This window comes from Stenotrophomonas lacuserhaii, assembly GCF_039674585.1.
Lineage (GTDB): Bacteria > Pseudomonadota > Gammaproteobacteria > Xanthomonadales > Xanthomonadaceae > Stenotrophomonas > Stenotrophomonas pennii_A.
The window spans coordinates 15,406-38,496 of the sequence record NZ_JBDJNU010000001.1 but is presented as its reverse complement, the minus strand read 5'-3'; the positions used below and the strand labels follow the sequence as shown (position 1 = coordinate 38,496).

Annotated in this window: 18 protein-coding genes; 13 read left to right on the top strand and 5 right to left on the bottom strand. The window is 64.7% G+C overall.

What is annotated here, in order from left to right; genetic code table 11:
* Positions 1 to 101: 101 nt before the first annotated feature.
* Positions 102 to 734, bottom strand: coding sequence for a DUF937 domain-containing protein (locus ABE522_RS00150; RefSeq protein WP_346589731.1), 633 nt, complete (start codon positions 732 to 734; stop codon positions 102 to 104).
* An 88-nt stretch (positions 735 to 822) separates the two neighbouring features.
* A complete protein-coding gene (locus tag ABE522_RS00145; protein ID WP_346589730.1) occupies positions 823 to 2,820 on the bottom strand; it encodes an acyltransferase family protein in 1,998 nt (665 codons plus the stop codon).
* A gap of 304 nt (positions 2,821 to 3,124) precedes the next feature.
* Here ABE522_RS00145 and ABE522_RS00140 point away from each other — a divergent pair, with 304 nt between their 5' ends.
* From ABE522_RS00140 to ABE522_RS00125, 4 genes are read left to right on the top strand one after another with little or no spacing between them, the layout of a single operon-like run.
* Entirely contained in the window at positions 3,125 to 3,823 is a 699-nt protein-coding gene (locus ABE522_RS00140) for a YIP1 family protein (RefSeq protein WP_346589728.1), read from the top strand.
* Positions 3,820 to 5,040, top strand: coding sequence for an efflux RND transporter periplasmic adaptor subunit (locus tag ABE522_RS00135; protein ID WP_346589727.1), 1,221 nt, complete (start codon positions 3,820 to 3,822; stop codon positions 5,038 to 5,040). The genes ABE522_RS00140 and ABE522_RS00135 overlap by 4 nt, the downstream gene beginning before the upstream one ends.
* Before the next feature lies 1 nt (position 5,041).
* Entirely contained in the window at positions 5,042 to 5,737 is a 696-nt protein-coding gene (locus ABE522_RS00130) for an ABC transporter ATP-binding protein (RefSeq protein WP_346589726.1), read from the top strand.
* On the top strand, positions 5,730 to 6,959 hold the full coding sequence (locus tag ABE522_RS00125; RefSeq protein ID WP_346589725.1) for an ABC transporter permease: 1,230 nt from the start codon (positions 5,730 to 5,732) through the stop codon (positions 6,957 to 6,959). The genes ABE522_RS00130 and ABE522_RS00125 overlap by 8 nt, the downstream gene beginning before the upstream one ends.
* A 68-nt stretch (positions 6,960 to 7,027) precedes the next feature.
* On the opposite strand, the gene mutS is transcribed toward ABE522_RS00125, so the two are convergent.
* Entirely contained in the window at positions 7,028 to 9,664 is a 2,637-nt protein-coding gene (gene mutS / locus ABE522_RS00120; RefSeq protein ID WP_406846271.1) for a DNA mismatch repair protein MutS, read from the bottom strand.
* A gap of 502 nt (positions 9,665 to 10,166) precedes the next feature.
* Entirely contained in the window at positions 10,167 to 11,486 is a 1,320-nt protein-coding gene (locus tag ABE522_RS00115; protein WP_346589722.1) for an outer membrane protein transport protein, read from the bottom strand.
* Between the two features lie 236 nt (positions 11,487 to 11,722).
* Here ABE522_RS00115 and ABE522_RS00110 point away from each other — a divergent pair, with 236 nt between their 5' ends.
* The 5 genes from ABE522_RS00110 to ABE522_RS00090 all read left to right on the top strand — a co-directional run bounded on the left by ABE522_RS00110 (position 11,723) and on the right by ABE522_RS00090 (position 18,590).
* Positions 11,723 to 12,343 carry a TetR/AcrR family transcriptional regulator gene (locus ABE522_RS00110; RefSeq protein WP_346589721.1) on the top strand — a complete coding sequence of 207 codons (621 nt, stop codon included), beginning with the start codon at positions 11,723 to 11,725 and terminating at the stop codon, positions 12,341 to 12,343.
* A gap of 69 nt (positions 12,344 to 12,412) precedes the next feature.
* Entirely contained in the window at positions 12,413 to 13,528 is a 1,116-nt protein-coding gene (locus tag ABE522_RS00105) for an efflux RND transporter periplasmic adaptor subunit (protein ID WP_346589720.1), read from the top strand.
* The gene (locus tag ABE522_RS00100; protein ID WP_346589718.1) at positions 13,525 to 16,590 is read left to right on the top strand and encodes an efflux RND transporter permease subunit; all 3,066 of its coding nucleotides are present in this window, start codon (positions 13,525 to 13,527) and stop codon (positions 16,588 to 16,590) included. Before ABE522_RS00105 ends, ABE522_RS00100 begins: the two co-directional genes overlap by 4 nt.
* 36 nt (positions 16,591 to 16,626) lie before the next feature.
* On the top strand, positions 16,627 to 17,904 hold the full coding sequence (gene fabF / locus ABE522_RS00095) for a beta-ketoacyl-ACP synthase II (RefSeq protein WP_346589716.1): 1,278 nt from the start codon (positions 16,627 to 16,629) through the stop codon (positions 17,902 to 17,904).
* A complete protein-coding gene (locus tag ABE522_RS00090) occupies positions 17,901 to 18,590 on the top strand; it encodes a TetR/AcrR family transcriptional regulator (protein WP_346589714.1) in 690 nt (229 codons plus the stop codon). Before fabF ends, ABE522_RS00090 begins: the two co-directional genes overlap by 4 nt.
* A gap of 209 nt (positions 18,591 to 18,799) precedes the next feature.
* Here the strand turns inward: ABE522_RS00090 and ABE522_RS00085 are convergent, their stop codons facing one another.
* Entirely contained in the window at positions 18,800 to 19,387 is a 588-nt protein-coding gene (locus ABE522_RS00085; protein WP_346589713.1) for a TetR/AcrR family transcriptional regulator, read from the bottom strand.
* Between the two features lie 144 nt (positions 19,388 to 19,531).
* Here ABE522_RS00085 and ABE522_RS00080 point away from each other — a divergent pair, with 144 nt between their 5' ends.
* The 4 genes from ABE522_RS00080 (at position 19,532) to ABE522_RS00065 (ending at position 23,062) form a co-directional block, all read left to right on the top strand.
* Complete coding sequence (locus ABE522_RS00080) at positions 19,532 to 20,860, top strand: NtaA/DmoA family FMN-dependent monooxygenase (RefSeq protein ID WP_346589712.1); 1,329 nt, start codon at positions 19,532 to 19,534, stop codon at positions 20,858 to 20,860.
* Positions 20,853 to 21,677 (top strand): NADPH-dependent F420 reductase, encoded by an 825-nt coding sequence (locus ABE522_RS00075; RefSeq protein ID WP_346589710.1) that lies wholly within the window; start codon positions 20,853 to 20,855, stop codon positions 21,675 to 21,677. The genes ABE522_RS00080 and ABE522_RS00075 overlap by 8 nt, the downstream gene beginning before the upstream one ends.
* 80 nt (positions 21,678 to 21,757) lie before the next feature.
* A complete protein-coding gene (locus ABE522_RS00070) occupies positions 21,758 to 22,345 on the top strand; it encodes a TetR/AcrR family transcriptional regulator (protein ID WP_346589885.1) in 588 nt (195 codons plus the stop codon).
* Positions 22,346 to 22,477: 132 nt separating this feature from the next.
* On the top strand, positions 22,478 to 23,062 hold the full coding sequence (locus ABE522_RS00065) for a DUF308 domain-containing protein (protein ID WP_346589708.1): 585 nt from the start codon (positions 22,478 to 22,480) through the stop codon (positions 23,060 to 23,062).
* The last annotated feature ends 29 nt before the right edge of the window (positions 23,063 to 23,091 follow it).

Sequence of the window (23,091 nt, the reverse complement as noted above, 5' to 3'; positions counted from 1 at the left end):
TCCCACGGTAAGCACCGCGCGCGGGAACGTACATTCGATTCGCTCAACCTCATCAATAGTAAGAAGCTATGAACCCGGAGCGATTGGACAGTCGTGCCCAATCAGGGGCGCTTGCCAAGCAGTCCGCCGCCGATTTTCAGGACATCTCCGAGGCCAAACTGCCCATCGCCGTCCTGATCGAGCAGGGCGCCAAGGCCACCGCCGGCCATGCCAGATGACTGTGCTTCCTGTCCGAGGGCCTGGCTGAGCTGGCCGGCGTTGCCCTGTTGGGCAAATTTCTGGGCCAGGAACGACATCACGATCGGGGCAAGCAGGGCCAGCAGCTGGCCGGACCTGCTGCTGTCCAGCCCGGTCTTCTGCCCTAGCAGCTGCGCAGCCTGCGGACTCTGGCTGCCGAATACGTGGCCGAGGATGCCGGCGCCGTTGGTCGCCTGGCCACCGCCGCCGCCCAGCACCGCGCCCAGCAGGTCGCTGAGGTCGAAGCCGCCTGCAGCACCGCCGGTCGAGGCAGGGCTACCACCCAGATGGTCGCGCTGCAGCGCGTTGAGCAGCGACTGGGCGCCCTGGGGATTGCTGGCGTTGTTGCCCATGGCGCCCAGCAGCAGCGGCAGCGCGGACTGGATCGCCTGGCTGGCCTGGGTGTTGTCCACGCCGAGGGTCTGGGACACCTGCTGCAGGGCCGGACCCTGCTGCAGCTGCTGGAGGAGGGAGCTGGTGAGGGACTGCGTGTTCATGGCGGAACTCCTGCGGCTCGGGGTGGGTGCAGCTCAAGCGCGAACCGGCCGAGCATAACGCCGCCTGCACGAAAGCGATGCGAAGGCTTCACATGGGCGGCGGCGGGGCTTCGACAGGAGCGTCGGCGATTTCCAGCATCAGCCGATCAAAGTCCGGCAGCAGCAATCGATTGCCGTGCCCGCTGAGATGCTCGCGGTCAAAGAACAGGGGGGTAGTCCCGTCCATCGCAGCGCAGCGGTCTTCGGGGCAAAGCAGTGGCAGCGGGTCCCATACCTGCAGCAAGGGATAACGCTCGACCAGGTCATGCAGCAGTGCCATCTGCGGACCGCGCATCGCCTCCATGGCGGCACGCGGGACGGTGAGCCCGGCCTTGCACGCGGGATTCATCCGGTTGAACACGTCCGAACACCGGAAGGGATCGGACTTGAACACCGGCATCGGCGCGCTGATGATCACGTGCACCTGCAGTGCCTGCAGTCGCGCAAGGATGGCATCGGCGTCGCGCGCGGCACCTGCGGCGTCCATTGATGTGCGTCGCATGGCCAGTTCCTGGAAGACCTGCGCCTCGCCACGGCTCCAGTCCAGGCCGCGAAGCTCCTGCATGCGCAGCGAGGAAAGCAGCACGATGTCGCCTGGACGTGCCTCGCGCTCGATCCGCGCCAGTGCGTTGTCCCGTGCCGGCGCGCACCCGCGCGGATCCGCGCGCATCAGGTTGCTGAAGCTGCATCCGGGCACATCAAGGATGATCAGCTGCATGCCGAACTGACGCGCAGCAATGGATGTCATGGGCCGGAAGCTGGTAGACAATGAATCACCCGTCACGAACAGCTTGCGCCCGTGCAACGATGGCGCATCGATCGGCTCTACCTGCATCCATGCAGGATGCAGGTACGTACGCCATACGTAGCTGTCCCGCGTCCTGCTCAGCGAAAGCTGCTCGTTGAAATGTGGCATGGCCCACGCGATGCCGAGGCTGGCAACGACCGCGGCCAAGGCCGTGCCCAGGAGGATCGGCGAGCGCGCGCGCCTTGCAGCTGCCGCATTGCGGATCGGACGTTCGACCCAGTGATAGGAAGCGCTGGCGAGCGCGAACAGGACCACGGGGTAGGCCCACAAGGCAGCGCCCTGCAAGCCGTAGGTCCAGCGCAGCAGCACCAGCAGGGGCCAGTGCCACAGGTACAACGAATACGACAGACGCCCCACGTAGGCGAGCGGCCTGCTGCCCAGTACCTGCAATACGGGACTCTTCCGCTGCTGTCCGCTGGCGGCCGTGCACGCCGCAAGCAGCATGACGGTGCCGATGACCGTGGCGATCGCGCCGGGGAAGGGGAACTGCAGGTTCGATTCGAAGGCGAAGCCCACCACCACCAGCACCAGGCCAGGTACTGCCCAGGCCTGCCAGCAAGGCGATGGCGTTCGCGAGGCGATGCATTGGAAAAGCACGGCACCTGCAGCCAGCTCCCAGAAGCGCGCGGGGAGCAGATAGAAGGCCTGGTCGGGTGCGGCCGCCGCCTGCCACGCGGCGAACGCCATCGAACCCACGGCCAGCGCGGGAAGCAGCCAGCGCACCCAGGCCTGCGAGGGCGAGGCACGCAACCAGATCAGGAACAGCAGGGGGAACAGCAGGTAGAACTGCTCTTCCACACCCAGGCTCCAGCTATGCAGGTAGGGGTTCAGGCTGGCTCCCCAGGAGAAGTAATCCTCGACCTGCCATGCCAGCACGAGGTTGCTGATGCCCAGGATCGCTGCAAGTCCGGTTTGATCGTACTGGTCGCTGCTGCCGCCGCCACGGGGAATGAACAGTGTGGACAACACGAAGGTCACCAGCAGCACCAGCAGCAGGGCGGGCAGCAGGCGCAGCACGCGCCGGCGGTAGAAGTCCAGCAGGTAGCGACCGATGTGGTCATGCGGGCGCGAGGCCAGCGACTGGCTTATGACGAAGCCGGACACCACGAAGAACAGGTCCACGCCACTGAAACCTCCGGGCAGCAGGGATGCATCGACGTGGAAGATGACCACCGCCAGCACGGCGATGGCACGCATGCCATCGATGGCGTTGTCATGACGCGAGGTTGGATCGGACATGGACGAATCTGCAGACGGGAAGCACACAGGATCGAAAGCGCGGCGGCGTCGGGCAAGCGTCAGACGCGACACACGCGGATGCTGTTGGGCAGACGTTGTGACGTGGCGGGGCGCGCTCTGGGCTTGGCCTGTATGTTGCACCCGAACCTGGCCGGTCACGGCGGGCCAAGGGCGCCACGGGGGCGTTGCTGCGTGATCGAAATCTTGAAGCGCCGATGGAGGACCGTGGGAATGATGTCTGTTGGCCGGAGATGGCAGGTCTTGTTCAACCGGACGAGACGCGAACGACGGAAAAGGAGACGGAATGAGCGCTCGTGTTGCAAAGACAGCAGGTGATGTGATCCTGGATCCAATGAAGGGTTGGGAGCGCGTCGAGGCACGCAGCGACTGGCCGTGGCCCCTGTTGGCACTGACATTGGCTACGGTGGTGGCCTGGACGACTTACTACGCGAACGTGGACCTAGCGTGGCTGCAGGACCATGTGCTTGCGGACCACAGTGAGCTGGACGGTCGAGAGCTTGAGTTCATGCGAAACCTGCTCGGGCGTGGCCTGTTGACCGTCCTGTCGGTCGCCAGCTCGCTGTTGGTGGGCGGCGCCTTCATCCTGGTCGCCGCAGCCTATCTGAAGGTGGTCGCACGTACCCGCCGCCCCGATCCCTACGTGAGGTGGGTGGGGCGTGCTGCATGGCTGACGGTGCCGGAGACCGTGATGCTGCTGATGATGGCGCTGCGTTGTGCAATGGCTGACACCAGCAACCTCCCTCCTGAACTGTCCAACCCGCTGTCCCTGGCCCAACTGACCGGAATCGGCGTGGGCAGCCGATGGTTTTCGCTGGCCGGTTCGGTAGGCGTGCAATCACTCTGGACGGTGGCCCTGTGTGCAGCCGGCCTGCGCTACTGGCTCGGCATGGGCTGGGTCCGCGCGCTGTCGATCGCGCTGGCACCGGCTCTGTTGGTGTACGGCGCATGGGCCGTGCGCGTTGCCGCAGGCGCCATGCAATGAACCATCGTCTGGTGACCGATGGCATCGTGATCATGGTGCTGGCGGGCAGCATGGTCGCCGCCCTGTGGGGCGGGCGGAAGCCCGTGGAGGTGCAGTACGAAATCGCGGAGAACAGGCCCCTGCGCGCGTCGGTGCTTGGTTCCGGTACGTTCGACTTCCGCGATACGGCCGCGCTTTCGCCCGAAGTCATCGGTCTTGTGCGCCAGGTGCTGGTGAAGGAAGGGGACCACGTCCAGAGCGGTCAGCTGGTGATGGTACTGGACCAGGAAACCCAGAAGGCCGAGGTGCAGCAGCGGGAATCAATGGTGCGTCAGCAGGCACTGGATATCGAACAGCAGGCAGAGCTGCTCGACATCCGCCAGACCCAGGAACGCCGCAGTACCGAACTGGTGGCCAAGCGCTTGGTCGACCAGGCCAGCCACGATCAGGTCCGCCACGAGGTGGCACTGGCGCGGCTGCGGCTGAAGGCCAGCCGAGAGCAGCTGACACAGTCCATGGCGGCCCTGGTACAGGTGCGTGAGAGCCTGGCCAAGACGCTGATCCGCGCACCCATCTCAGGTGTGGTCACGTCCATCGCCTTGAAGGTCGGCGAGACCGCGGTACCGAGTTCGACGGGCATCGCGGGCTCCAGCCTGATGACCATCGCCGACGTCGGCACCATGGCCGCGACGATCAAGGTCGATGAGATGGATGTGTCGCGGATCAGGCAAGGACAGCAGGCCCAGGTATTCGCCGGATCGGACAGCCGCAGGGTGCTGAGTGGCAGGGTCCAGGAGATTGCATTGGCACCGACGCGAACCGGGCTCGAGAGCGCCAGCGCCCACCAGCGCAGCTACGCGGTCCAGATTGCCCTTGATGGACAAGCCCATGCCGACCTTCGAACCGGGATGAGCTGCCGTGCCGAGGTGTTTGTTGATGTCGGCCGTACACCGGTCGCGGTGCCGGTGCAGGCACTGTTGAGCGAACAGGCCGATGTCGCCCGCCATCGAGGTGCGGCCGGCAAGGCGACGCAGCAGCGGCACTACCTGCTGGTGGAGTCGGGAGGCGCCGTCGTCAGGCGGCACGTCGAATCCGGCGTGTCCGACGACAGCCATGTCGAGATTGTCTCGGGACTGGCGCGCGGCGATCGGGTCATCACCGGACCTGCAAAAACGATGCGGCATCTGCGTGACAACCAGCGCGTACGTGCGGTGCCGGCGATGCTGGAACTGCCCTGACATGCAGCCCATCCTCGCGTTGCAACAGGTCTACAAGCACTACGCCATGGCGGGCGAGCAGGTTCCGGTACTGCGCGGAATCGATCTGACCATAGCGCGCAACGAGTACGTCGCCATCACCGGCCCTTCGGGATCCGGGAAGACCACCTTGATGAACATCCTGGGATGCCTGGACCGGCCCAGTGCAGGAAGCTATCTGCTCGCGGGTCAGCCGGTCACGCGCCTGGACGAGCGCGAGATGGCGGGAGTGCGCAATCGCGCCATCGGCTTCGTTTTCCAGAGCTTCAACCTGATGTCGCGCGCAACCGCGCTGCAGAATGCCATGCATCCGTTGCTGTACCGGAAGATGGGACGCGCAGAGCGACAGCAGCGGGGCATGGACGCCTTGTGCAAGGTGGGGCTGGCGGACCGCGCAGGCCATCTCCCCAGCCAGTTGTCCGGGGGGCAGCGGCAGCGTGTGGCGATTGCGCGCGCGCTGTGCGGCTCGCCATCGATCCTGCTCGCCGACGAGCCTACCGGCAACCTCGATTCCGCGACAACGCGAGACATCATGGCGCTGTTCGACGCGCTCTGGGCGGACGGAAGCACCATCGTCATGATCACCCATGAGACGGATATCGCGGACCACTGCCACCGTGTCATCCGTATCGAAGATGGGAAGGTGACTGCGGATCGGAGGCGTCAGCGGAATGGCTGATCTCCTGCTGATCTTCGAGTCGGCCTGGGCAAGCATACGCGCGCACGCCATGCGCAGTCTGTTGACCGTGCTGGGCATCGTCATCGGTGTTGCATCGGTCATCGCGGTGGTGTCGATCTTCCAGGGCATGGCCGCCTCGATTACGGATCAGTTCGCCGGACTGGGCGCGAACAACCTGACCGTCAGGTCCGAGACCTCCTTCGATGACCAGTTGCAGGGTCGCCGTAGCCGGATATCACTGGAGGATTACCAGCGCCTGGTCGACGGCTTGCCCGGGGTGGGGGAGGTGTCTCCGAGCTTCAATGTCATGGGCGACCATGGCGGCACGGTGCATGCGGGGCGCGCGGATACCTTCACCCGAATCATTGCCAGTTCACCGGCTTACCAGCACTCGCGGCAGGTCTACCCCCGGCTTGGCCGGTTCATCACCGCGGCCGACAACGATTCCCGTCGTCGGGTCTGCGTGGTCGGGGAAAAGCTGCGCGGCAACCTGGAACTGCCTGCTGATCCCACCGGCCAGTACATCCGCATCGGCAGTGAGTGGTGCAAGGTGGTGGGGTTGATGGAAGAGCGCGGCGACGTGTTTGGCTTCAGCCAGGATGACTTCGTCCTGATGCCTTTCGCCACCGGTCTTGCACTGGTGCAGGATGCATCTCAGGTGGATCTCAGTATCGACGTCCAGGTCGCCGATACGGCGGAAATGGAGGCAGTGAAGGAGCGTATCGAAGCGCTGCTGCGTCAGTCCCGCCTCCGGGGAGTCAGCCAAGGGGGCGACTTTCGCGTCGAAACCGCTGAGCAGCTTGGGGATTCGCTGAAGAGCATCATCCACCTGGTCAGCATGGTGTTCGCGGGGATCGTGGGTGTCTCGCTGCTGGTCGGGGGTATCGGCATCATGAACATCATGCTGGTTTCAGTCACCGAGCGGACCCGCGAGATCGGCATCTGCAAGGCGCTTGGTGCCACCCGCCAAGCCATCCTGCTGCAGTTCCTCAGCGAGGCGGCGCTGCTTTCTGCGATCGGCGGGATCATTGGTGTTCTGCTGGGTTACGCCGGCGGCCTGGTCGCTTCTCTGGTCATCCCCGGGCTGCCACCGGCCACGGTGCCGTGGTGGACGGTTCTTCTGTCGGTCCTGTTCTCCGCCGCCGTCGGTGTGGTGTTCGGAACGATCCCCGCCGCCAAAGCAGCCGGGCTGGATCCCATAGACGCGCTTCGTTACGAGTGACCGCAGGTCAACATGCCCGCCCCGGTAGCGCCGACCCATGGTCGGCGAGCGCAGCGGGCCGTGCAGACTCAGACCAGCGCTTTCAACCGATACAGTGCTTCCAACGCCTGCCGCGGCGTCAGTTCATCCGGATCCACTGCCGCCAAGGCATCCAGCGCGGCGGTGTCGTGGGCGGCAAACAATCCGAACTGCTGCGGCGCATCCAGCGCCTGCGGCGCAACCGCCGCCGACTGCGTTTCACCGCCACGCTGCTCCAGTTCGGCCAGCCGGCGTCGTGCCTGCGCCACCGTCGCGCGCGGCAGCCCGGCCAGCGCGGCTACCTGCAGGCCGAAGCTGCGGTTGGCCGGGCCATCCTTCACTGCATGCATGAACACCAGCCGCTCGCCGCCGTTCTGGTCGGTGTGTTCCACCGCATCCAGATGCACGTTGGCGATCCCGCTGCGGCCACCTTCGTGCTGTTCGCCAGCCAGTGCGGTCAGTTCGAAATAGTGCGTGGCAAACAAGGTGTAACAGCGGTTCTGCCATGCGAGGTGACGCGCCACCGCGTCGGCCAGCGCCAGGCCATCATAGGTCGATGTACCACGGCCGATTTCATCCATCAGCACCAGCGAGTGTTCGGTCGCGTGGTGCAGGATGTAGCTGGTTTCGGCCATTTCCACCATGAAGGTCGACTGCCCGCGCGCCAGGTCGTCGCCGGCGCCGATGCGGGTCAGGATGCGGTCGATCGGGCCGATCACCGCACGGCTGGCGGGCACGAAGCTGCCGATGTGGGCGAGCAGCACGATCAACGCGTTCTGCCGCATGTACGTGGACTTGCCGCCCATGTTCGGGCCGGTGATCACCAGCATGCGGCGGTCCGGGTGCAGGTCCAGGTCGTTGGGTTCGAACGGCTGGTCGCGCACCGCTTCCACCACGGGGTGGCGGCCGCGTTCGATCTTCAGGCAGGGCACGGTTTCCAGCTCTGGCCGCGACCAGTCCAGCGCCTGCGCGCGTTCGGCGAAACCGGCCAGCACATCCAGTTCGCTCAGCGCGCCGGCGCACTGCTTCAGCGGCTCCAGGCAGTCGCCCAGCGTGTCCAGCAGCTGCTCGTAAAGCTGCTTCTCGCGCGACAGCGAGCGGTCGCGCGCGGACAGCACCTTGTCTTCGAAACTCTTCAGTTCTTCGGTGATGTAGCGTTCGGCATTGGTCAGCGTCTGGCGGCGGGTGTAGTGCACCGGGGCGCGGTCGGACTGGCCCTTGCTGATTTCGATGTAATAGCCGTGGACGCGGTTGTAGCCGACCTTCAGCGCGGCGATGCCGCTGCTTTCGCGTTCGCGCTGTTCCAGGTCGATCAGGAACTGGTCGGCGTGCGTGGACAGCCGGCGCAGTTCATCCAGTTCTTCATCGAAGCCATCGGCCAGCACGCCACCGTCGCTGAGTTTGAGCGGCGGCATGTCGGCGATGGCGCTGGCCAGCAGGCGCGCGCAGTCGTCGTGTTCGCCGAGCAGCTGGTGCAACGCCTGCAGGCGCGGCGAGTCCAGCGGGGCGAGCACCTCGCGCACCGCCGGCAACAGGCCCAGGCCATCACGCAGGGTGGAGAAATCGCGTGGGCGCGCCGAACGCAGCGCCACGCGGGTCAGGATGCGTTCCAGGTCGCCCAGGCGCCGGAACTGTTCACGGATATCCGCATCCGCGCCGCGGTCGATCAGGGTTTCCACCGCATGGTGGCGCTGTACCAGTACCTCGCGCAGGCGCAGCGGCCGGTGCAGCCAGCGCCGCAGCAGGCGCCCGCCCATCGGGGTGACGGTGCTGTCCAGCACGCCGAGCAGCGTGTTGCGGGTATCCCCATCGACGCGGGTATCCAGCTCCAGGTGGCGGCGCGTGGCGGCATTCATCGCGATCGCTTCGCCGGCGTTTTCCATCGCGATCGACGTCAGGTGCGGCAGGCGCTGCTTCTGGGTTTCTTCGACGTAGCCAAGCAGCGCACCGGCGGCACCGGTGGCACGTGGTTTGTCATCGATGCCGAAGCCACTGAGGTCGTGCAGCTTGAAGAACGCGAGCAGCTGGCGGCGTCCACTGTCGGCGTCGAACAGCCACGGCGCGCGCAGGCGCACGCCCTTGCGCTGGCGCAGGAATTCCGGCCAGTTCTCTTCGTCGGGAACCAGCAGTTCGGCCGGTTCCAACCGGGCGAGTTCGGCTTCCAGCGCGTCATCGGTGTCCACTTCATTGACCAGGAAGCGCCCGCCGGCCAGGTCGGCCCACGCCAGCCCGTAGCCGGACCTGCTGCGCGACAGCGCCATCAGCAGGGTGTCGCGGCGCTCGTCCAGCAGGGCTTCGTCGGTGACGGTGCCGGGGGTGACGATGCGCACCACCTTGCGTTCCACCAGGCCCTTGGCCAGGGCGGGGTCGCCGATCTGTTCGCAGATCGCCACCGATTCGCCCAGGGCCACCAGCCGGGCCAGGTAGCCTTCGTAGGCATGCACCGGCACGCCGGCCATCGGGATCGGGGCACCGCCGGAGCTGCCACGCTGGGTCAGGGTGATGTCCAGCAGCCGCGCGGCCTTGCGTGCGTCGTCGTAGAACAGCTCGTAGAAATCGCCCATGCGGAAGAACAGCAGCAGGTCCGGGAACTCGGACTTGGCGGCGAAGAACTGCTTCATGAGCGGAGTGTGCTCGGCAGTATTCTTCGGAGACGAGGTTTTCGGATTGGAATCAGTGGTTTGCAAGAAACGTCCTTACGGGGTGTAGCGGTCGGTCCGGGTCGCTGGCGGCAAGTAACGGTGTTCGCTGGCACCGCTGTTGCGGCGGCGCCTCGAACGGGTCAGGTCAAGGTTGCGACGGACACAGAGCGGATCGACCAGGGATACGGTTGTTGCGACGGAGGCGGCTGCCCGCATCGCCCAGGCACCAAGTTTAAGCTGACCCACCGGCAAATCCGCGAACTGCGTGGTCAGGGAGCCGGCGGAAGGAGGGCAGGGCAGGCCGATCGTCATGCCACAGCCCGTCACACAGGTCCGAATGGCGTGCCGGGGAGCCATGGGCCGGAGCGTCAGATAAGGTCCCGGAAGGCGCCGCCCCCGGGCATCCCCGGTTGCCATCAAGGCAGCGGCTCGTCCTCGATACACCGCAGGGGGCGGTGCGGATTCCACGTAGCGGGGGAGGCACGAAAGAGCGGCTGGCGGCTTGCACCGCCAGCCTACGGACGCGGGAGGGGACCCGCCCGATGCTTCAGAAATGGTAAGCCGCAGAGAAGGCCACGATATCCGTGCCGACGTCATACTTGCCTTGCAGCGTGCTGCCCGTCGCCGACACCAGTGACACCTCCGGCTCGTCGAGGAAGAGGTGGGTGTAGCCAACGCTGTATTCGGCTGATCCGGAAGCACGATAGGTCGCGCCCAGGGAGACCCACTTGCGGTCGGTATCCGGCACGCGGACATCACGGGTATCGTCGGTGACCGGGCTTTGGTCGGTGGCCAGGCCCGCACGCAGGGTCAGCTTCTCGTTATAGCGGTACTCTGCACCGATCGAGGCGAAGGTCGTGTCCCGATAGCCGAAGTCCAGAGCCCGTGTGGGCTGGGCCGAGTCGAAGTCCAGTCGCACTGCCGCAAACTTGGACCACCCGGTGCGCGTGACATCAGCCATGACCGTCCAACGATCATTGACTTGATGACTGATGCTGCCGGTCAGCGTGGCGGGAAGATTGAGCGCTGTGCTGGCTTGTGTGTCGACAAACCACCCCGGACGGGCCGCTGCCAGGAAGGGAGCGGCACTGGCCGGAACGTCGAAGCTGATATCCGCGTCGTTGAGCTTGTGGTCGACCTTGGACCGGTACGCAATGCCGATGTTGGTGCCCTCCACGGGCGTGAAAAGACCGCCCAGCGTGAAGCCGACCGCATCATCCTTGGCCTCGATGCGGGTATAGCCATCGGCGCTGCCCGGGGCGAAGCCCGGCGCCCGCGCGCCGGCCAGGACCGCACCGAAGTCGACGGCATCGTAGAGCTCGGCTTCTGCGCGTTCGACGAAGACTGACGCACCCAAGGACACATAGGGGTTTATGTCGTAAGAGAACGAGAGGCCCAGGTCGACCGCCTTGATCTCCGTCTTGATCCCGTTGTATCGACCCATCCAGTTGCTGTCGTATTCGGTCTTGAAGCCAAACGGTGCGGTGACTGAGAGCCCCAGGTGAGCGTTGTCACCCAAAGGCGTGTGGAAATACAGGGCCGGGACCGGACTCGTGTCGCCGGCGTCACCGCCATCCCCGCCAGACTGAGGGCGGCCGAGCGCGTCGCGGCCTTGGCCCTTGAAGTCGATGGTGTAGTTCACGACGCTGGCATCGGCCTGGAAGACCCGACCATCCAGCAGCCGCATTGCGGCGGGGTTGTCGGCAATGACGGATGCGTCCCCTGGCGCACTGATCGAGCCCGCGAACGCCCGCCCCAGACCCTTGGCGCTCTTTTCCTTCAACTGGAATGCAGCGGCCCCTGCGTTGCCGGCCACGCTGGCCAAGGCACCGAGCAACGCAAGTGCGAGTAGTGTTTTTGTGGTCATTGCTTGCCCTCCACAGGCAAAGGTAGGTCCGACGGTTCGCATGCAAGGAGATATCCGGGAGCCAGACGTCATTCCTACCGCGTGTCTGGCCTGCCTGGCGCGTCGGCCGGCAGGCCCTGGCGGATTCTTATTCCAGTGACCAAACAAGTCAATAGTCACTTATCAGGGCCTGTTGTGACCTGATACTCGACTGGTCACCGTTTGCCCGCACTTCGGCGCGGCGCTACCCTTGCCGCATGTCTACTTCACTTTCCGCAGCCTTCGATGCCGGGCGTGGCCCCGCTGAGCATGACGTGCGCACCCAGATCATCGAGGCTGCCACCGCCCATTTCAGCCACTTCGGCTACGACAAGACCACGGTCTCCGACCTGGCCAAAGCCATTGGCTTCTCCAAGGCCTACATCTACAAGTTTTTTGCCTCGAAACAGGCGATCGGGGAGGTGATCTGCGCCAATTGCCTGGCCCAGATCGAAAGCGAGGTGCATGAGGCCCTGCAGGGGGTTCAAGCAGCCCCGGACCGGCTGCGGGTGCTCTTCACCGCCATCGTGGACGCCAGTCTTCGCCTGTTCCTGCACGATCGCCGGCTCTATGAAATCGCCGTTGCGGCCGCGACCGACCGGTGGCCGTCCACCCAGGCGTACCAGAGCCGTATCCGCGGACTTGTCGAAGAAATCCTGAAGGAGGGGCGCGATGCCGGGGCGTTCGAGCGCAGGACCCCGCTCGACCAGACCAGCCGCGCGGTCTATCAGGTGCTCGTCCCCTACCTGAACCCGGTGACCCTTCCGCACTTGTCTGGCCTGCATGAGGAAGCGCCTACGGCACTGCAGGAACTGGTCCTCAGGAGTCTTGCTCCGTAGTTAGTGACTATTGACTATATTGGTCACAAGGAACAGAATGCGTCCGGATACCCCACTCCGGAAGGCCGTATGCGTCGCCGCTTTGTAGTCATAGCCCTCTCCTGTGTCACTCCGCTCATGCTTGTGGCCTGTGCAAAGCCGGACGCCAGCGACCCGCGTACTGCGCCGCCCATCGTCCGGGTTGCGCAGGTCCAGGCGGGCGCGGCAAACGCACGCACTTTCACCGGCACGGTCGCCGCACGGGTGCAGAGCGATCTGGCCTTCCGGGTCGGTGGCAAGGTCACCGAACGCCTCGTCGATACCGGGCAGGCGGTCAAGCGCGGCGATGTGCTTTACCGGATTGATCCGATCGACCTGGATCTGGCAGCGGCCTCCCAGCAGCAGGCTGTCATCGCGGCCCGCGCGCAAAGCATGCAGGCCACCGCCGACGAGGCGCGCTATCGCGAACTGGCGGCCAAGGGCGTGGTGTCCCGGTCGGCCTATGACCAGGTCAAAGCGGCGGCGGACGCCGCAGCGGCACAGCTCAAGGCGGCCGAAGCGCAGGCACGGGTCGCGCGCAATGCGAGCCAGTACACCGCGCTCGTCGCCGATGCCGATGGGGTGGTGATGTCCATTTCCGCCGAGCCCGGCCAGGTGGTGGCGGCGGGGCAGATCGTCGCCCGGCTTGCCCGTGCAGGCCGTCGCGAGGCCGTGATCCAGCTGCCCGAAACGCTGCGTCCGCAGATCGGCTCGGTGGCCTCGGCGTCCTCGTTCGGCGGCAGCGGCAGGATCCCTGCACGCTTGCGCGTGCTCTCTGAATCGGCAGACCCCGCAACCCGTACGTTTGAAGCCCGTTACACGCTGGAAGACACCCATGCGCCGTTGCCGCTGGGTTCCACGGTGGCGGTCGAGCTGGCAGGCGCCGCTCCTGCCGGCGTCTCCGCCGGGTTTGAGGTTCCGCTGGGCGCGCTGTTTGATCCCGGCACCGGAACCGGCGTATGGGTGGTCAGCGGCGACCCGCTCAAAGCCAGCTGGAAGCCGGTAGCGGTCAAGCAGCTGGGCGATGACCAGGCCCTGGTCGAGGGCGCCTTGAAAGCGTCGGACCGGGTGGCGGCGCTTGGCGCGCACCTGCTCCGTGAAGGGCAGGTGGTCCGGCTTGCCGACACGGCCAAGAGCGCTGCTGCTGCGAACGGGGCCCAGCAGTGAGTGGGTTCAATCTGTCGGCGCTTGCGGTGCGCGAGCGCGCCATCACGGTCTTCCTGATCTTCCTGGTTTCCGTTGCCGGCATTGTTTCTTTCTTCCAGCTCGGTCGCGCCGAGGACCCCGCGTTCACCGTCAAGGTCATGACCATCGTGACGGCCTGGCCGGGCGCCACGCCCACGGAAATGCAGGACCAGGTCGCCGAGAAGCTGGAAAAGCGCCTGCAGGAACTGCGCTGGTATGACCGCAGCGAAACCTACACGCGGCCTGGCCTGTCCTTCACCACGCTGACATTGCAGGACGGCACGCCGCCTTCGCAGGTGCAGGAGGAGTTCTACCAGGCGCGCAAGAAGATGGACGACGAAGCGGCGAACCTGCCCGCCGGCGTGATCGGTCCGATGGTCAACGACGAATACGCGGATGTGACGTTCGCCCTCTACGCCCTGAAAGCGAAGGGTGAGCCGTTCCGTGTGTTGGCGCGCGACGCCGAAACCCTGCGCCAGCGCCTGCTGCACGTGCCCGGCGTGAAGAAGGTCAACATCATCGGCGAGCAGCCCGAGCGCATCTACGTGGAGCTTTCGCATGGGCGGCTGGCCAACCTCGGGATCACGCCGCAGGCGGTATTCGGAGCGCTGAACGGGCAGAACGCCTTGACGCCGGCCGGCTCCGTCGAAGCCAAAGGACCGCAGATATTCATCCGCCTGGATGGGGCGCTGGACCAGCTGGAAAAGATCCGCGATACGCCCATCGTCGCGCAGGGCAAGACCCTCAAACTGCGTGACATCGCCACCGTCAAGCGTGGCTATGAAGATCCGTCGACCTTCATGATCCGCAACGGTGGCGAGCCTGCCATGCTGCTGGGCATTGTAATGCGCGACGGCTGGAACGGCCTGGATCTCGGTGCCTCACTGGATGCGGAGGTCAAGAAGATCAATGACGGGCTGCCCGTGGGGATGGCGCTGGACAAGGTCACCGACCAGGCGGTGAACATCAGTGCGTCGGTCGATGAGTTCATGATGAAGTTCTTCGCCGCGCTGTTGGTGGTGATGCTGGTGTGCTTCGTCAGCATGGGCTGGCGGGTCGGCATCGTGGTGGCCGCAGCCGTGCCGCTGACGCTGGCTGCGGTGTTCATGGTGATGGCCGCGACCGGCAAGAACTTCGACCGCATCACGCTCGGTTCGTTGATCCTGGCACTCGGCCTGCTGGTCGACGACGCGATCATCGCCATCGAGATGATGGTGGTGAAGATGGAAGAAGGCTACAGCCGGGTCAAGGCATCGGCCTACGCGTGGAGCCATACGGCAGCGCCGATGCTGGCCGGGACGCTGGTGACCGCAGTGGGCTTCATGCCCAACGGCTTCGCCCGCTCCACGGCTGGCGAATACACCAGCAACATGTTCTGGATCGTGGGCATCGCGCTGATCGTGTCGTGGGTGGTCGCGGTGTTCTTCACGCCCTACCTGGGGGTGAAGCTGCTGCCGGAACTCAAGACCGTGGAAGGCGGCCACAACAGCCTCTACGACACGCCGCGCTACAACCGCTTCCGTTCGATCCTGGCGAGTGTGATCGCCCGCAAGTGGCTTGCCGCAGGTTCGGTGATCGGCCTGTTCGTGCTTTCGGTGGTGGGCATGGGCGTGGTGAAGAAACAGTTCTTCCCGATCTCTGATCGTCCGGAGGTCCTGGTCGAAGTGCAGATGCCTTACGGCACGGCCATCGAACAGACCAGCCTGGCCACGAGGAAGGTGGAACAGTGGCTCGCTGGGCAGGAAGAAGCGAAGATCGTCACCGCCTACATCGGCCAGGGCGCGCCCCGGTTCTATCTGGCCATCTCACCGGAATTGCCGGATCCGGCGTTTGCGAAGATCGTGGTGCGCACCGACAGCCAGGACCAGCGCGATGCCCTGAAAGCACGCCTGCGTCAGGCAGTGGCAGAGGGCTTGGTGCCCGAAGCACGCGTGCGTGTGACGCAGCTGGTGTTCGGGCCTTACTCGCCCTATCCGGTGGCCTATCGGGTCAGCGGTCCGGATCCGGACGTCATCCGTGGCATCGCGGCCAAGGTCGAGCAGACCCTGCACGCCAGCCCGATGATGCGCACCGTGAACACGGACTGGGGCGTGCGCACGCCGACGCTGCACTTCACGCTGGACCAGGACCGGCTGCAGGCGATGGGCATGACCTCGGCGTCGGTCTCGCAGCAGTTGCAGTTCTTCCTGAGCGGGGTGCCGGTCACTGCCGTCCGTGAGCACATCCGCACGGTTGAGGTTGTCGCACGGTCAGGCGGGGATACACGCCTGGATCCTGCGCGGATTGCGGACTTCACGTTGGTCGGTACTGCGGGCCAGCGTGTGCCGCTGTCCCAGATCGGCTCGGTCGAGGTGCGGATGGAAGAGCCGGTGCTGCGCCGTCGTGATCGGGTGCCGACCATCACCGTGCGCGGTGACATCGATGATGCATTGCAGCCACCGGATGTATCGGCGGCGATCAGCAAGCAGCTTGAGCCGCTGATCGCCTCGCTGCCCGCGGGTTACGCCATCGCCCAGGCCGGCTCCATCGAGGAATCGGGCAAGGCAATGAGTGCGATGTTGCCGCTGTTTCCGATCATGCTGGCGGTGACCCTGCTGATCATCATCCTGCAGGTGCGGTCCATCTCCGCGATGATCATGGTCTTCATGACCAGTCCGTTGGGGCTGATCGGCGTGGTACCCACCCTGCTGCTGTTCCAGCAGCCATTCGGCATCAACGCGCTGGTGGGATTGATCGCGTTGTCAGGCATCCTGATGCGCAACACGCTCATCCTCATCGGTCAGATCCACGAGAACGAACAAGCGGGGATGGACACCTTCCACGCCATCATCGAAGCGACGGTCCACCGCGCGCGCCCGGTGATCCTGACCTCGTTGGCGGCGGTGCTTGCCTTCATTCCGCTGACCCATTCGGTGTTCTGGGGAACGCTTGCCTACACGCTGATCGGCGGCACCATCGCCGGCACCGTGATGACGCTGGTGTTCCTCCCGGCGATGTATGCCATCTGGTTCAAGGTCCGGGCGGAGAAGACCCCCGTTGCCTGACACTGGCGCGGACCTCTTTTATATGGGAATTGATTCATGAGCATTGCTGACAAAGACCGCATCGTGGTGACCGGAATGGGCGTGGTGAGTCCGCTCGGATGCGGGGTTGAAACAGTCTGGTCGCGCCTGCTGGCGGGGCACTCCGGGATCGGATCGCTGGGTGCCGATCTTGCGGCGGGGACCGGCTGCGAAGTCGGCGGCCGCGTGCCTGACCGCGTTCAAGACCCGGAGGCGGGCTTTGACTCGACCGGGATCATCGCGCCGAAAGATCTCAAGAAGATGGACCGGTTCGTTGAGTTCGCGCTGGTCGCCGCTCACGAAGCGCTCGGGCAGGCGGGCTGGCGGGAAGCCGATGAGCGCGGGCTGCTGCGCACGGCGACCGTCATCGCCACGGGCATCGGCGGGTTTGGATCGATCGTCAATGCGGTCCACACCACCGAAAGCCGTGGGCCTGGCCGGTTGTCGCCGTTCACTGCGCCCACGTTCCTGGCCAACATGGCGGCGGGGCAGGCGTCGATCCGTTACGGGTTCAAGGGACCGCAGGGGGCGCCGGTCACGGCGTGCGCCGCGGGTGTCCAAGCGATTGGCGATGCGGCGCGTCTCATCCGGTCCGGCGAGGCGGATATCGCGCTGTGCGGTGGTGCGGAGGCCGCGATGCATCGGGTCAGCCTGGGCGGCTTCGCGGCGGCCAAGGCGCTCAGCACGTCGTTCAACGACACACCGCAGGCCGCCTCCCGCCCGTTCGATGAGCAGCGCGACGGGTTTGTCATGTCCGAAGGGGCAGGGTTGCTGGTGATCGAGCGGTTGGACCACGCGTTGGCACGCGGGGCGACGCCACTGGCCGAACTGGTGGGCTACGGCACGACCTCCGATGCCCATCATCTGACCGCGGGGCCGGAGGATGGCAGTGGCGCGCGGCGGGCGATGGAGATCGCATTGGCGCAGGCAGGCATTGCGCCGGAGCATGTCGATCACATCAATGCACATGCGACGTCGACCCAGGTCGGTGACCGGGGTGAGCTTGCCGCCATCCGGGCGCTGTTTGGCTCCCGAACCGATCTCCTGATCTCTGCCACCAAGTCCAGCACCGGGCATCTGCTCGGGGCGGCGGGCGGCATCGAAGCGATATTTACCGTGCTCGCTCTGCGCGATCAGGTCGCGCCCGCGACGCTCAATCTGGTTCGCCCGGATCCATTGGCCGAAGGGCTGGCGATCGTCGCCGGGGAGCCTCGCAAGGCGGACATCGCGTTTGCGCTGACCAACGGATTTGGCTTTGGCGGCGTGAATGCCAGCGCGGTGTTCCGGCGCCTGTGAAGACTTCCGCAACTCCCCGCTTCCCGAGCAGAACCGCGCTGCGCTGGGAGGCCGCCCGGGCGCTGAGCCGCCAGTGCATCCTGGACGCGGCCGGAGCGGTGTTCGCGGAGGAAGGCTTCGAGCGCGCCACGATGAAGCGGATCGCTGAGGTCTGTGGCCTCAGCAAGGTGACTCTCTATGCACACTTCCGCGACAAGGAGCATCTCTACACGTCGGTCATGGATGGTCATCTGGCATCGATGCCTTCAGGCGAGCTCGACCTTTATGCAGTGACCGATCCTGGCGACGCGCTGCTTCGCATCACGGAGGCAATCGAAAGAATGGCGGCGGACTCCTCCTGCCAGGCGTTCTGCAAGGCGTTGTCGCGCTCAGGTTGGTCCCGTGATGTTTATCTGAACCGCTGGGGGGTGCTGTTGGAACCGTATCTCGACGTTGCAGAGCGGGTCTTTGCGCAGGCATCGGTGCGCTCGACCAACGCACGCGACAGCGAGATGTTTCTCACGCTCATACTCCTGGAGCGTGGCCTGCCTCCCGGGGCGTGGCCCGTCTCCGACAGTGCTGCAACCGTCGCTCTTTTTCTGCGTAGCTACGGCGTGGGCCGAACCTCGCCGGCCTTGGGTTCCGGGGTGGGGACGTCTTCAATCCTGAGAACTTCGGGACCACCGGTTTCATGGAAGCGGACATGACGTGCCATCTGGATTCTCCTGTTTGTTCAGCCGCCTGTTGATGGCAGTGACTGACGGTTTGCATGGATGGCCCTGCGCTTGATCAGGCTGATCCAAGGGCGCCGGGCTTCAGGAGAACGATAGGATTGGAAGGCAGGAAGCAGAAGCCCTTCTGGCATGAACTCATTGTTCATCGCAGTCGCAACTATCGATAGGATCCGCCAACGCCGCTACGGGCAGCCACGCGCCACCCAGCCCGTGCGCAGCATTTCCTGCAGGGCGGCAACCGCATTGCCATCGGCGTTCTTCGTCGAGCTCGCCCACGCGACAGCCATGGCGGCAAGAAAGATATCCTGCCCGGTGAGGGAGGCCTTGGCGCCGCCAGCGTGCTGCGCAGCATTGAGGAAACGCTCTGACGCGTCGACCAGCGACTGGCACGTCGGCATCAATACCGAGCTCGGTTGAGACCATGCCGCGCGTAGAGGTTCAGGCAATCCCTCGTAGGCGTTCATCCATTCGCCGAGCGCGCCGATCCAGCGGTGTAGCGCGGCGGCCGGCTCGGGCTCGTCTGCTTCGATGCAAACGCGTATGTCTTCCAGATCCGCGTAGTGCTTTTCAAGCAGCGCCGCCAGCAGCGCGTCGCGGGTCGGGAAATGGCGGTAGAGCGTCCCGGGACCTACGCCGGCCCGTTTGGCGATGCTGTCCATGGACACGTCGATCCCTTCCTCTCCAAACGCGATCCGCGCGATATCCAGGATGTGGCTTCGGTTGCGCTGCGCATCAGCACGGGGGAGGCGAGCTTGAGGAAGTTTTGACATGAGGTCGACGGCGGGGTTGATATCCGGAGTGTATCTCCATATAGTCCATCCATAAAGCGGAGACAGTCTCCTTTTCGTAGATAAAGCACTGCACAGCCTCCCGATGGATGCAGCCCCCACACCCCGGCTCCAAGGTCGAACACCGTGAACCACGCGAAGAAAATGCTCCTCGGGCTCCACCTGGGCAACGGCTACGGGTCGCAACCCGGCGCCTGGCGCATGCCGTGGGTCGACCCGACCAACTACACAAGCTTTGATGCCCGCGTTCGCCAAGCGCAGGCCGCCGAACGTGGAAAATTCCAGTTCATCTTCCTGCCCGATGGTCCGAGCGCAGTGGCTGACATCGCCAAAGAACCGCCTCATTTCAATCTGGACGTCATGATGACGCTGGCGGCCGTGGCCCGTTCGACCGAGCGTATTGGCCTGGTCGCCACAGGGTCTACCACGTTCAATGAGCCGTTCAATCTGGCGCGACAGTTCAAGGCGCTTGATGTCATGAGTCACGGTCGAGCCGGCTGGAATGCCGTCACTTCAAGCGGAGACGATGTGGCCGCCAACCATGGTCGACAGATTCCGTCGAGCGCTGATCGCTACGGTAGAGCGCACGAGTTCGTGCAGCTTGTGCAGGCGCTTTGGGGCAGCTGGGGTAAAGACGCATGGCTTCACGATCAAGAATCAGGTCAGTTCGCCAACGCTGATCAGATCAGGCCGGTGAACCTGCGCGGAAAGTTCGTGGGTTCGCGCGGGCCGCTCCACATCCCACCCTCAGAGCAAGGTCAGCCCATCGTTTTCCATGCCGGTGGCAGCCCCAACGCGCATGAGCTGGCGGGCCGTTTCGCCAGTGCGGTCATCGGCGCGTCGTTCACGATTGAAGATGCCCGTGAGCAGCGGATGGCGTTCCGGAATGCGGCAGAGCGGGCAGGGCGCGATCCTGACGAAATCAGCTACATCCCCGGTTTGATGACCACCCTTGCCAAGGATCGGCGCACGGCTTTGGATCGCCGCATCGCCTTGACCGGGCGTTCCTTCCCGCAGACCGCGGCCTATCTGCAACACATGCTCGGCATTCGTATTGATTCCCAGGCGCTCGATCAACCCCTGTCGGCCTCCCAGCTTGCTGCAGCAAGGCCGTCATCCCGCGATCCGCGTTCAGCGCATGCCTTGAAGGTCGCTCGGGAAGGGTGGAGCGTGAGGGACATCCTGGCCCACGGCGTCATCGACTACCACCCCGTGGTCGTGGGCCCCCCCGAGGAGGCAGCCGACCACATGCAAGCGTGGTTCGAGGCGGAGGCGGCAGACGGCTTCTGGATCTCCCCGGATGTCAACGACGACGGCATCGACGCGTTCGTGGACGGCGTGGTGCCGATTCTGCAGGAGCGTGGACTGTTCCACCTGGACTATGAGGGGGCAACGCTGCGTGAGCATCTTGGGGCGCCCGCGCAGTACGGGCTTGACCCGCGAGTGAGTGCATGAAAAGTCAGATCGGCAAAGCCATGCCTGTCACCACCCCAGACTCTCTTCCCTACAAGGACCCGACATGAAAATTGGCATCATAGGCACTGGCAATATCGGCAGCACGCTGGCACGAAAGCTGGTCGCGGCAGGACATCAGGTTCGAGTTGCAAACTCGCGTGGCGTTGAGGGTGTGCGCGCGCTTGCAGCGGACGTTGGAGCGGAGCCGGTCGACATCCACGGCGCGGTGGAAGCCGCAGACGCTGTCATCCTGTCGATCCCGTTCCCGGCCGTGGCGGCCCTCCCCAAGGGTCTGTTTGGCGCCCTTCCGAAGCACGCGCCGATCATCGACACAGGCAACTACTACCCGGGGATGCGCGATCCCAACATTGCCGCGATCGATGAAGGGATGACGGAGAGCGTCTGGGTTTCCGAGCAACTCGGTCGCCCGGTCACCAAGGCTTTCAACAACATCCTGGCGCACTCGCTCGCCGCGCTTGGCAAGCCCAAAGGGCAGCCTGGTCGCTTGGCGGTCGCCGTCGCCGGTGATGATGTTGAAGCAAAGGCCATTGCCAGCGGCATCGTTGACGATATGGGCTTTGATGCGGTGGATGCGGGCAGCCTGGAGGACTCCTGGAGAATCCAGCCGTCGACCCCGGCGTACTGCTGCGATTTCGACGCCGGCGAAATGCAGAGCGCGATTGCAGCTGCCAGGAAAGGCGAAGCCCCGTCCAAACGGGACCGGATGATGAGCGACTATGGCAGCCGTCTCGGCCCCGACGCAGACCACGCGGCGATCGTTGCCCTCAACCGGGAACTCAACGCCCCCTCGCGCTGAACCGTGGGGGCCAATGACGGTGGATTGCTTCTGTGTCTACCTATAGGTAGGATGGGGTCTTGACCCTTGGTGATGCCGCTATGTTTGCCCAGCTTTCCCCCAAAAGCGCCGAGATCGTCGCGCACACACGGACCCTGCTTGAATCTGGCGGCTACAACAGCTTCAGCTATGCCGACATATCGGCGTTGGTGCAGATCAGCAAGGCGAGCATCCACCATCACTTCCCCAGCAAGGTGGATCTGGTGCGTGAGGTGGTGGCGCGCTATCGGGCCGAGGCATCTGAAGGGCTGGGACTGCTGGAACGGCAACTGGCCGATCCCCTGAAGGAACTGACCGCCTACGCCGATTACTGGTCAAGCTGTATCCGGGGAGGCAAGTCTTCCTTCTGCATTGCCGCGATGCTGGCCGCAGAATTGCCGACCATTCCTCCGGAGGTCGCCAGCGAGGTGCGTGGCCATTTCGAAGATCTTTCGGCATGGCTTGCGTCCACTCTGGAGCGTGGCGTGGCGAGCGGGCAGTTCCACCTGGCGCAGAGTCCTGCGCTAGAAGCCCAGGTTTTCATGTCCTCGGTCTACGGGGCGATGCTGGCCGCGCGAGGGCTTGATGATCCGGACGCATTTGAATCCACAGTGCGGATCTCCATCGATCGTCTTACGGGTAACCGTTAAGGCTCGCATAGGCGGCTGCCCTCCCAGTTAAGCGGACAGTCGCACCAGCATATGCGGTGTCAGCATGACCAACAAGCCTATCAACTAGTAGATATATTGCCGTTTCCGCATTTCGACCTTCTGGAATCCATGATGAAATCCGCCAAGTCTGCGTCGTCCCCCACCACCAATCAGTGGCTGGCAGCCTATTACTTCCTCCGGGCAGGCGTTTCCTTGGCCTGGATCGCGCTGGCGGTGCTGCTGGGAAGGCACGATGCAGCCCTCGCCGCACTGCTGCTGGTGATCTACCCGGCGTGGGACGCCTTCGCCAATTATCTTGATGCGCGCAGGAATGGCGGGTTGATCCGCAACCCTACGCAGACGCTCAACCTGGTGATCAGTGCTGTTGTCACCGTGGCCATCGGCTGGGCATTGACCCTCGGCATGCCAGCCACGATCAAGGTATTCGGCACCTGGGCGATCCTGTCGGGCCTGCTCCAGCTGGCAACCGCAGTGCGCCGCTGGAAAACATCCAGCGGGCAGTGGGTCATGATCCTCAGCGGCGCGCAGTCTGCCGCTGCCGGTGTCTTCTTCTTCAAGGTGGCGGCAAGCGGTGCCGCCCTGGGCGTGGTCACGGTGGCACCCTACGCGACGCTGGGTGCGGTGTATTTCCTGATATCGGCAGTGTGGCTGAGGGTGAGGAATCGGCGTCGGCACGCCAACGCACGCGCCGGCTGACAAGTTACGGCCGGACGATCATGCGTTGT

Coding starts and splice junctions, on each gene's coding strand:
- ABE522_RS00150 (WP_346589731.1), bottom strand. CDS start 734: ATGAACACGCAGTCCCTCACCAGCTCCCTCCTCCAGCAGCTGCAGCAG.
- ABE522_RS00145 (WP_346589730.1), bottom strand. CDS start 2,820: ATGTCCGATCCAACCTCGCGTCATGACAACGCCATCGATGGCATGCGT.
- ABE522_RS00140 (WP_346589728.1), top strand. CDS start 3,125: ATGAGCGCTCGTGTTGCAAAGACAGCAGGTGATGTGATCCTGGATCCA.
- ABE522_RS00135 (WP_346589727.1), top strand. CDS start 3,820: ATGAACCATCGTCTGGTGACCGATGGCATCGTGATCATGGTGCTGGCG.
- ABE522_RS00130 (WP_346589726.1), top strand. CDS start 5,042: ATGCAGCCCATCCTCGCGTTGCAACAGGTCTACAAGCACTACGCCATG.
- ABE522_RS00125 (WP_346589725.1), top strand. CDS start 5,730: ATGGCTGATCTCCTGCTGATCTTCGAGTCGGCCTGGGCAAGCATACGC.
- ABE522_RS00115 (WP_346589722.1), bottom strand. CDS start 11,486: ATGACCACAAAAACACTACTCGCACTTGCGTTGCTCGGTGCCTTGGCC.
- ABE522_RS00110 (WP_346589721.1), top strand. CDS start 11,723: ATGTCTACTTCACTTTCCGCAGCCTTCGATGCCGGGCGTGGCCCCGCT.
- ABE522_RS00105 (WP_346589720.1), top strand. CDS start 12,413: ATGCGTCGCCGCTTTGTAGTCATAGCCCTCTCCTGTGTCACTCCGCTC.
- fabF (WP_346589716.1), top strand. CDS start 16,627: ATGAGCATTGCTGACAAAGACCGCATCGTGGTGACCGGAATGGGCGTG.
- ABE522_RS00085 (WP_346589713.1), bottom strand. CDS start 19,387: ATGTCAAAACTTCCTCAAGCTCGCCTCCCCCGTGCTGATGCGCAGCGC.
- ABE522_RS00070 (WP_346589885.1), top strand. CDS start 21,758: ATGTTTGCCCAGCTTTCCCCCAAAAGCGCCGAGATCGTCGCGCACACA.
- ABE522_RS00065 (WP_346589708.1), top strand. CDS start 22,478: ATGAAATCCGCCAAGTCTGCGTCGTCCCCCACCACCAATCAGTGGCTG.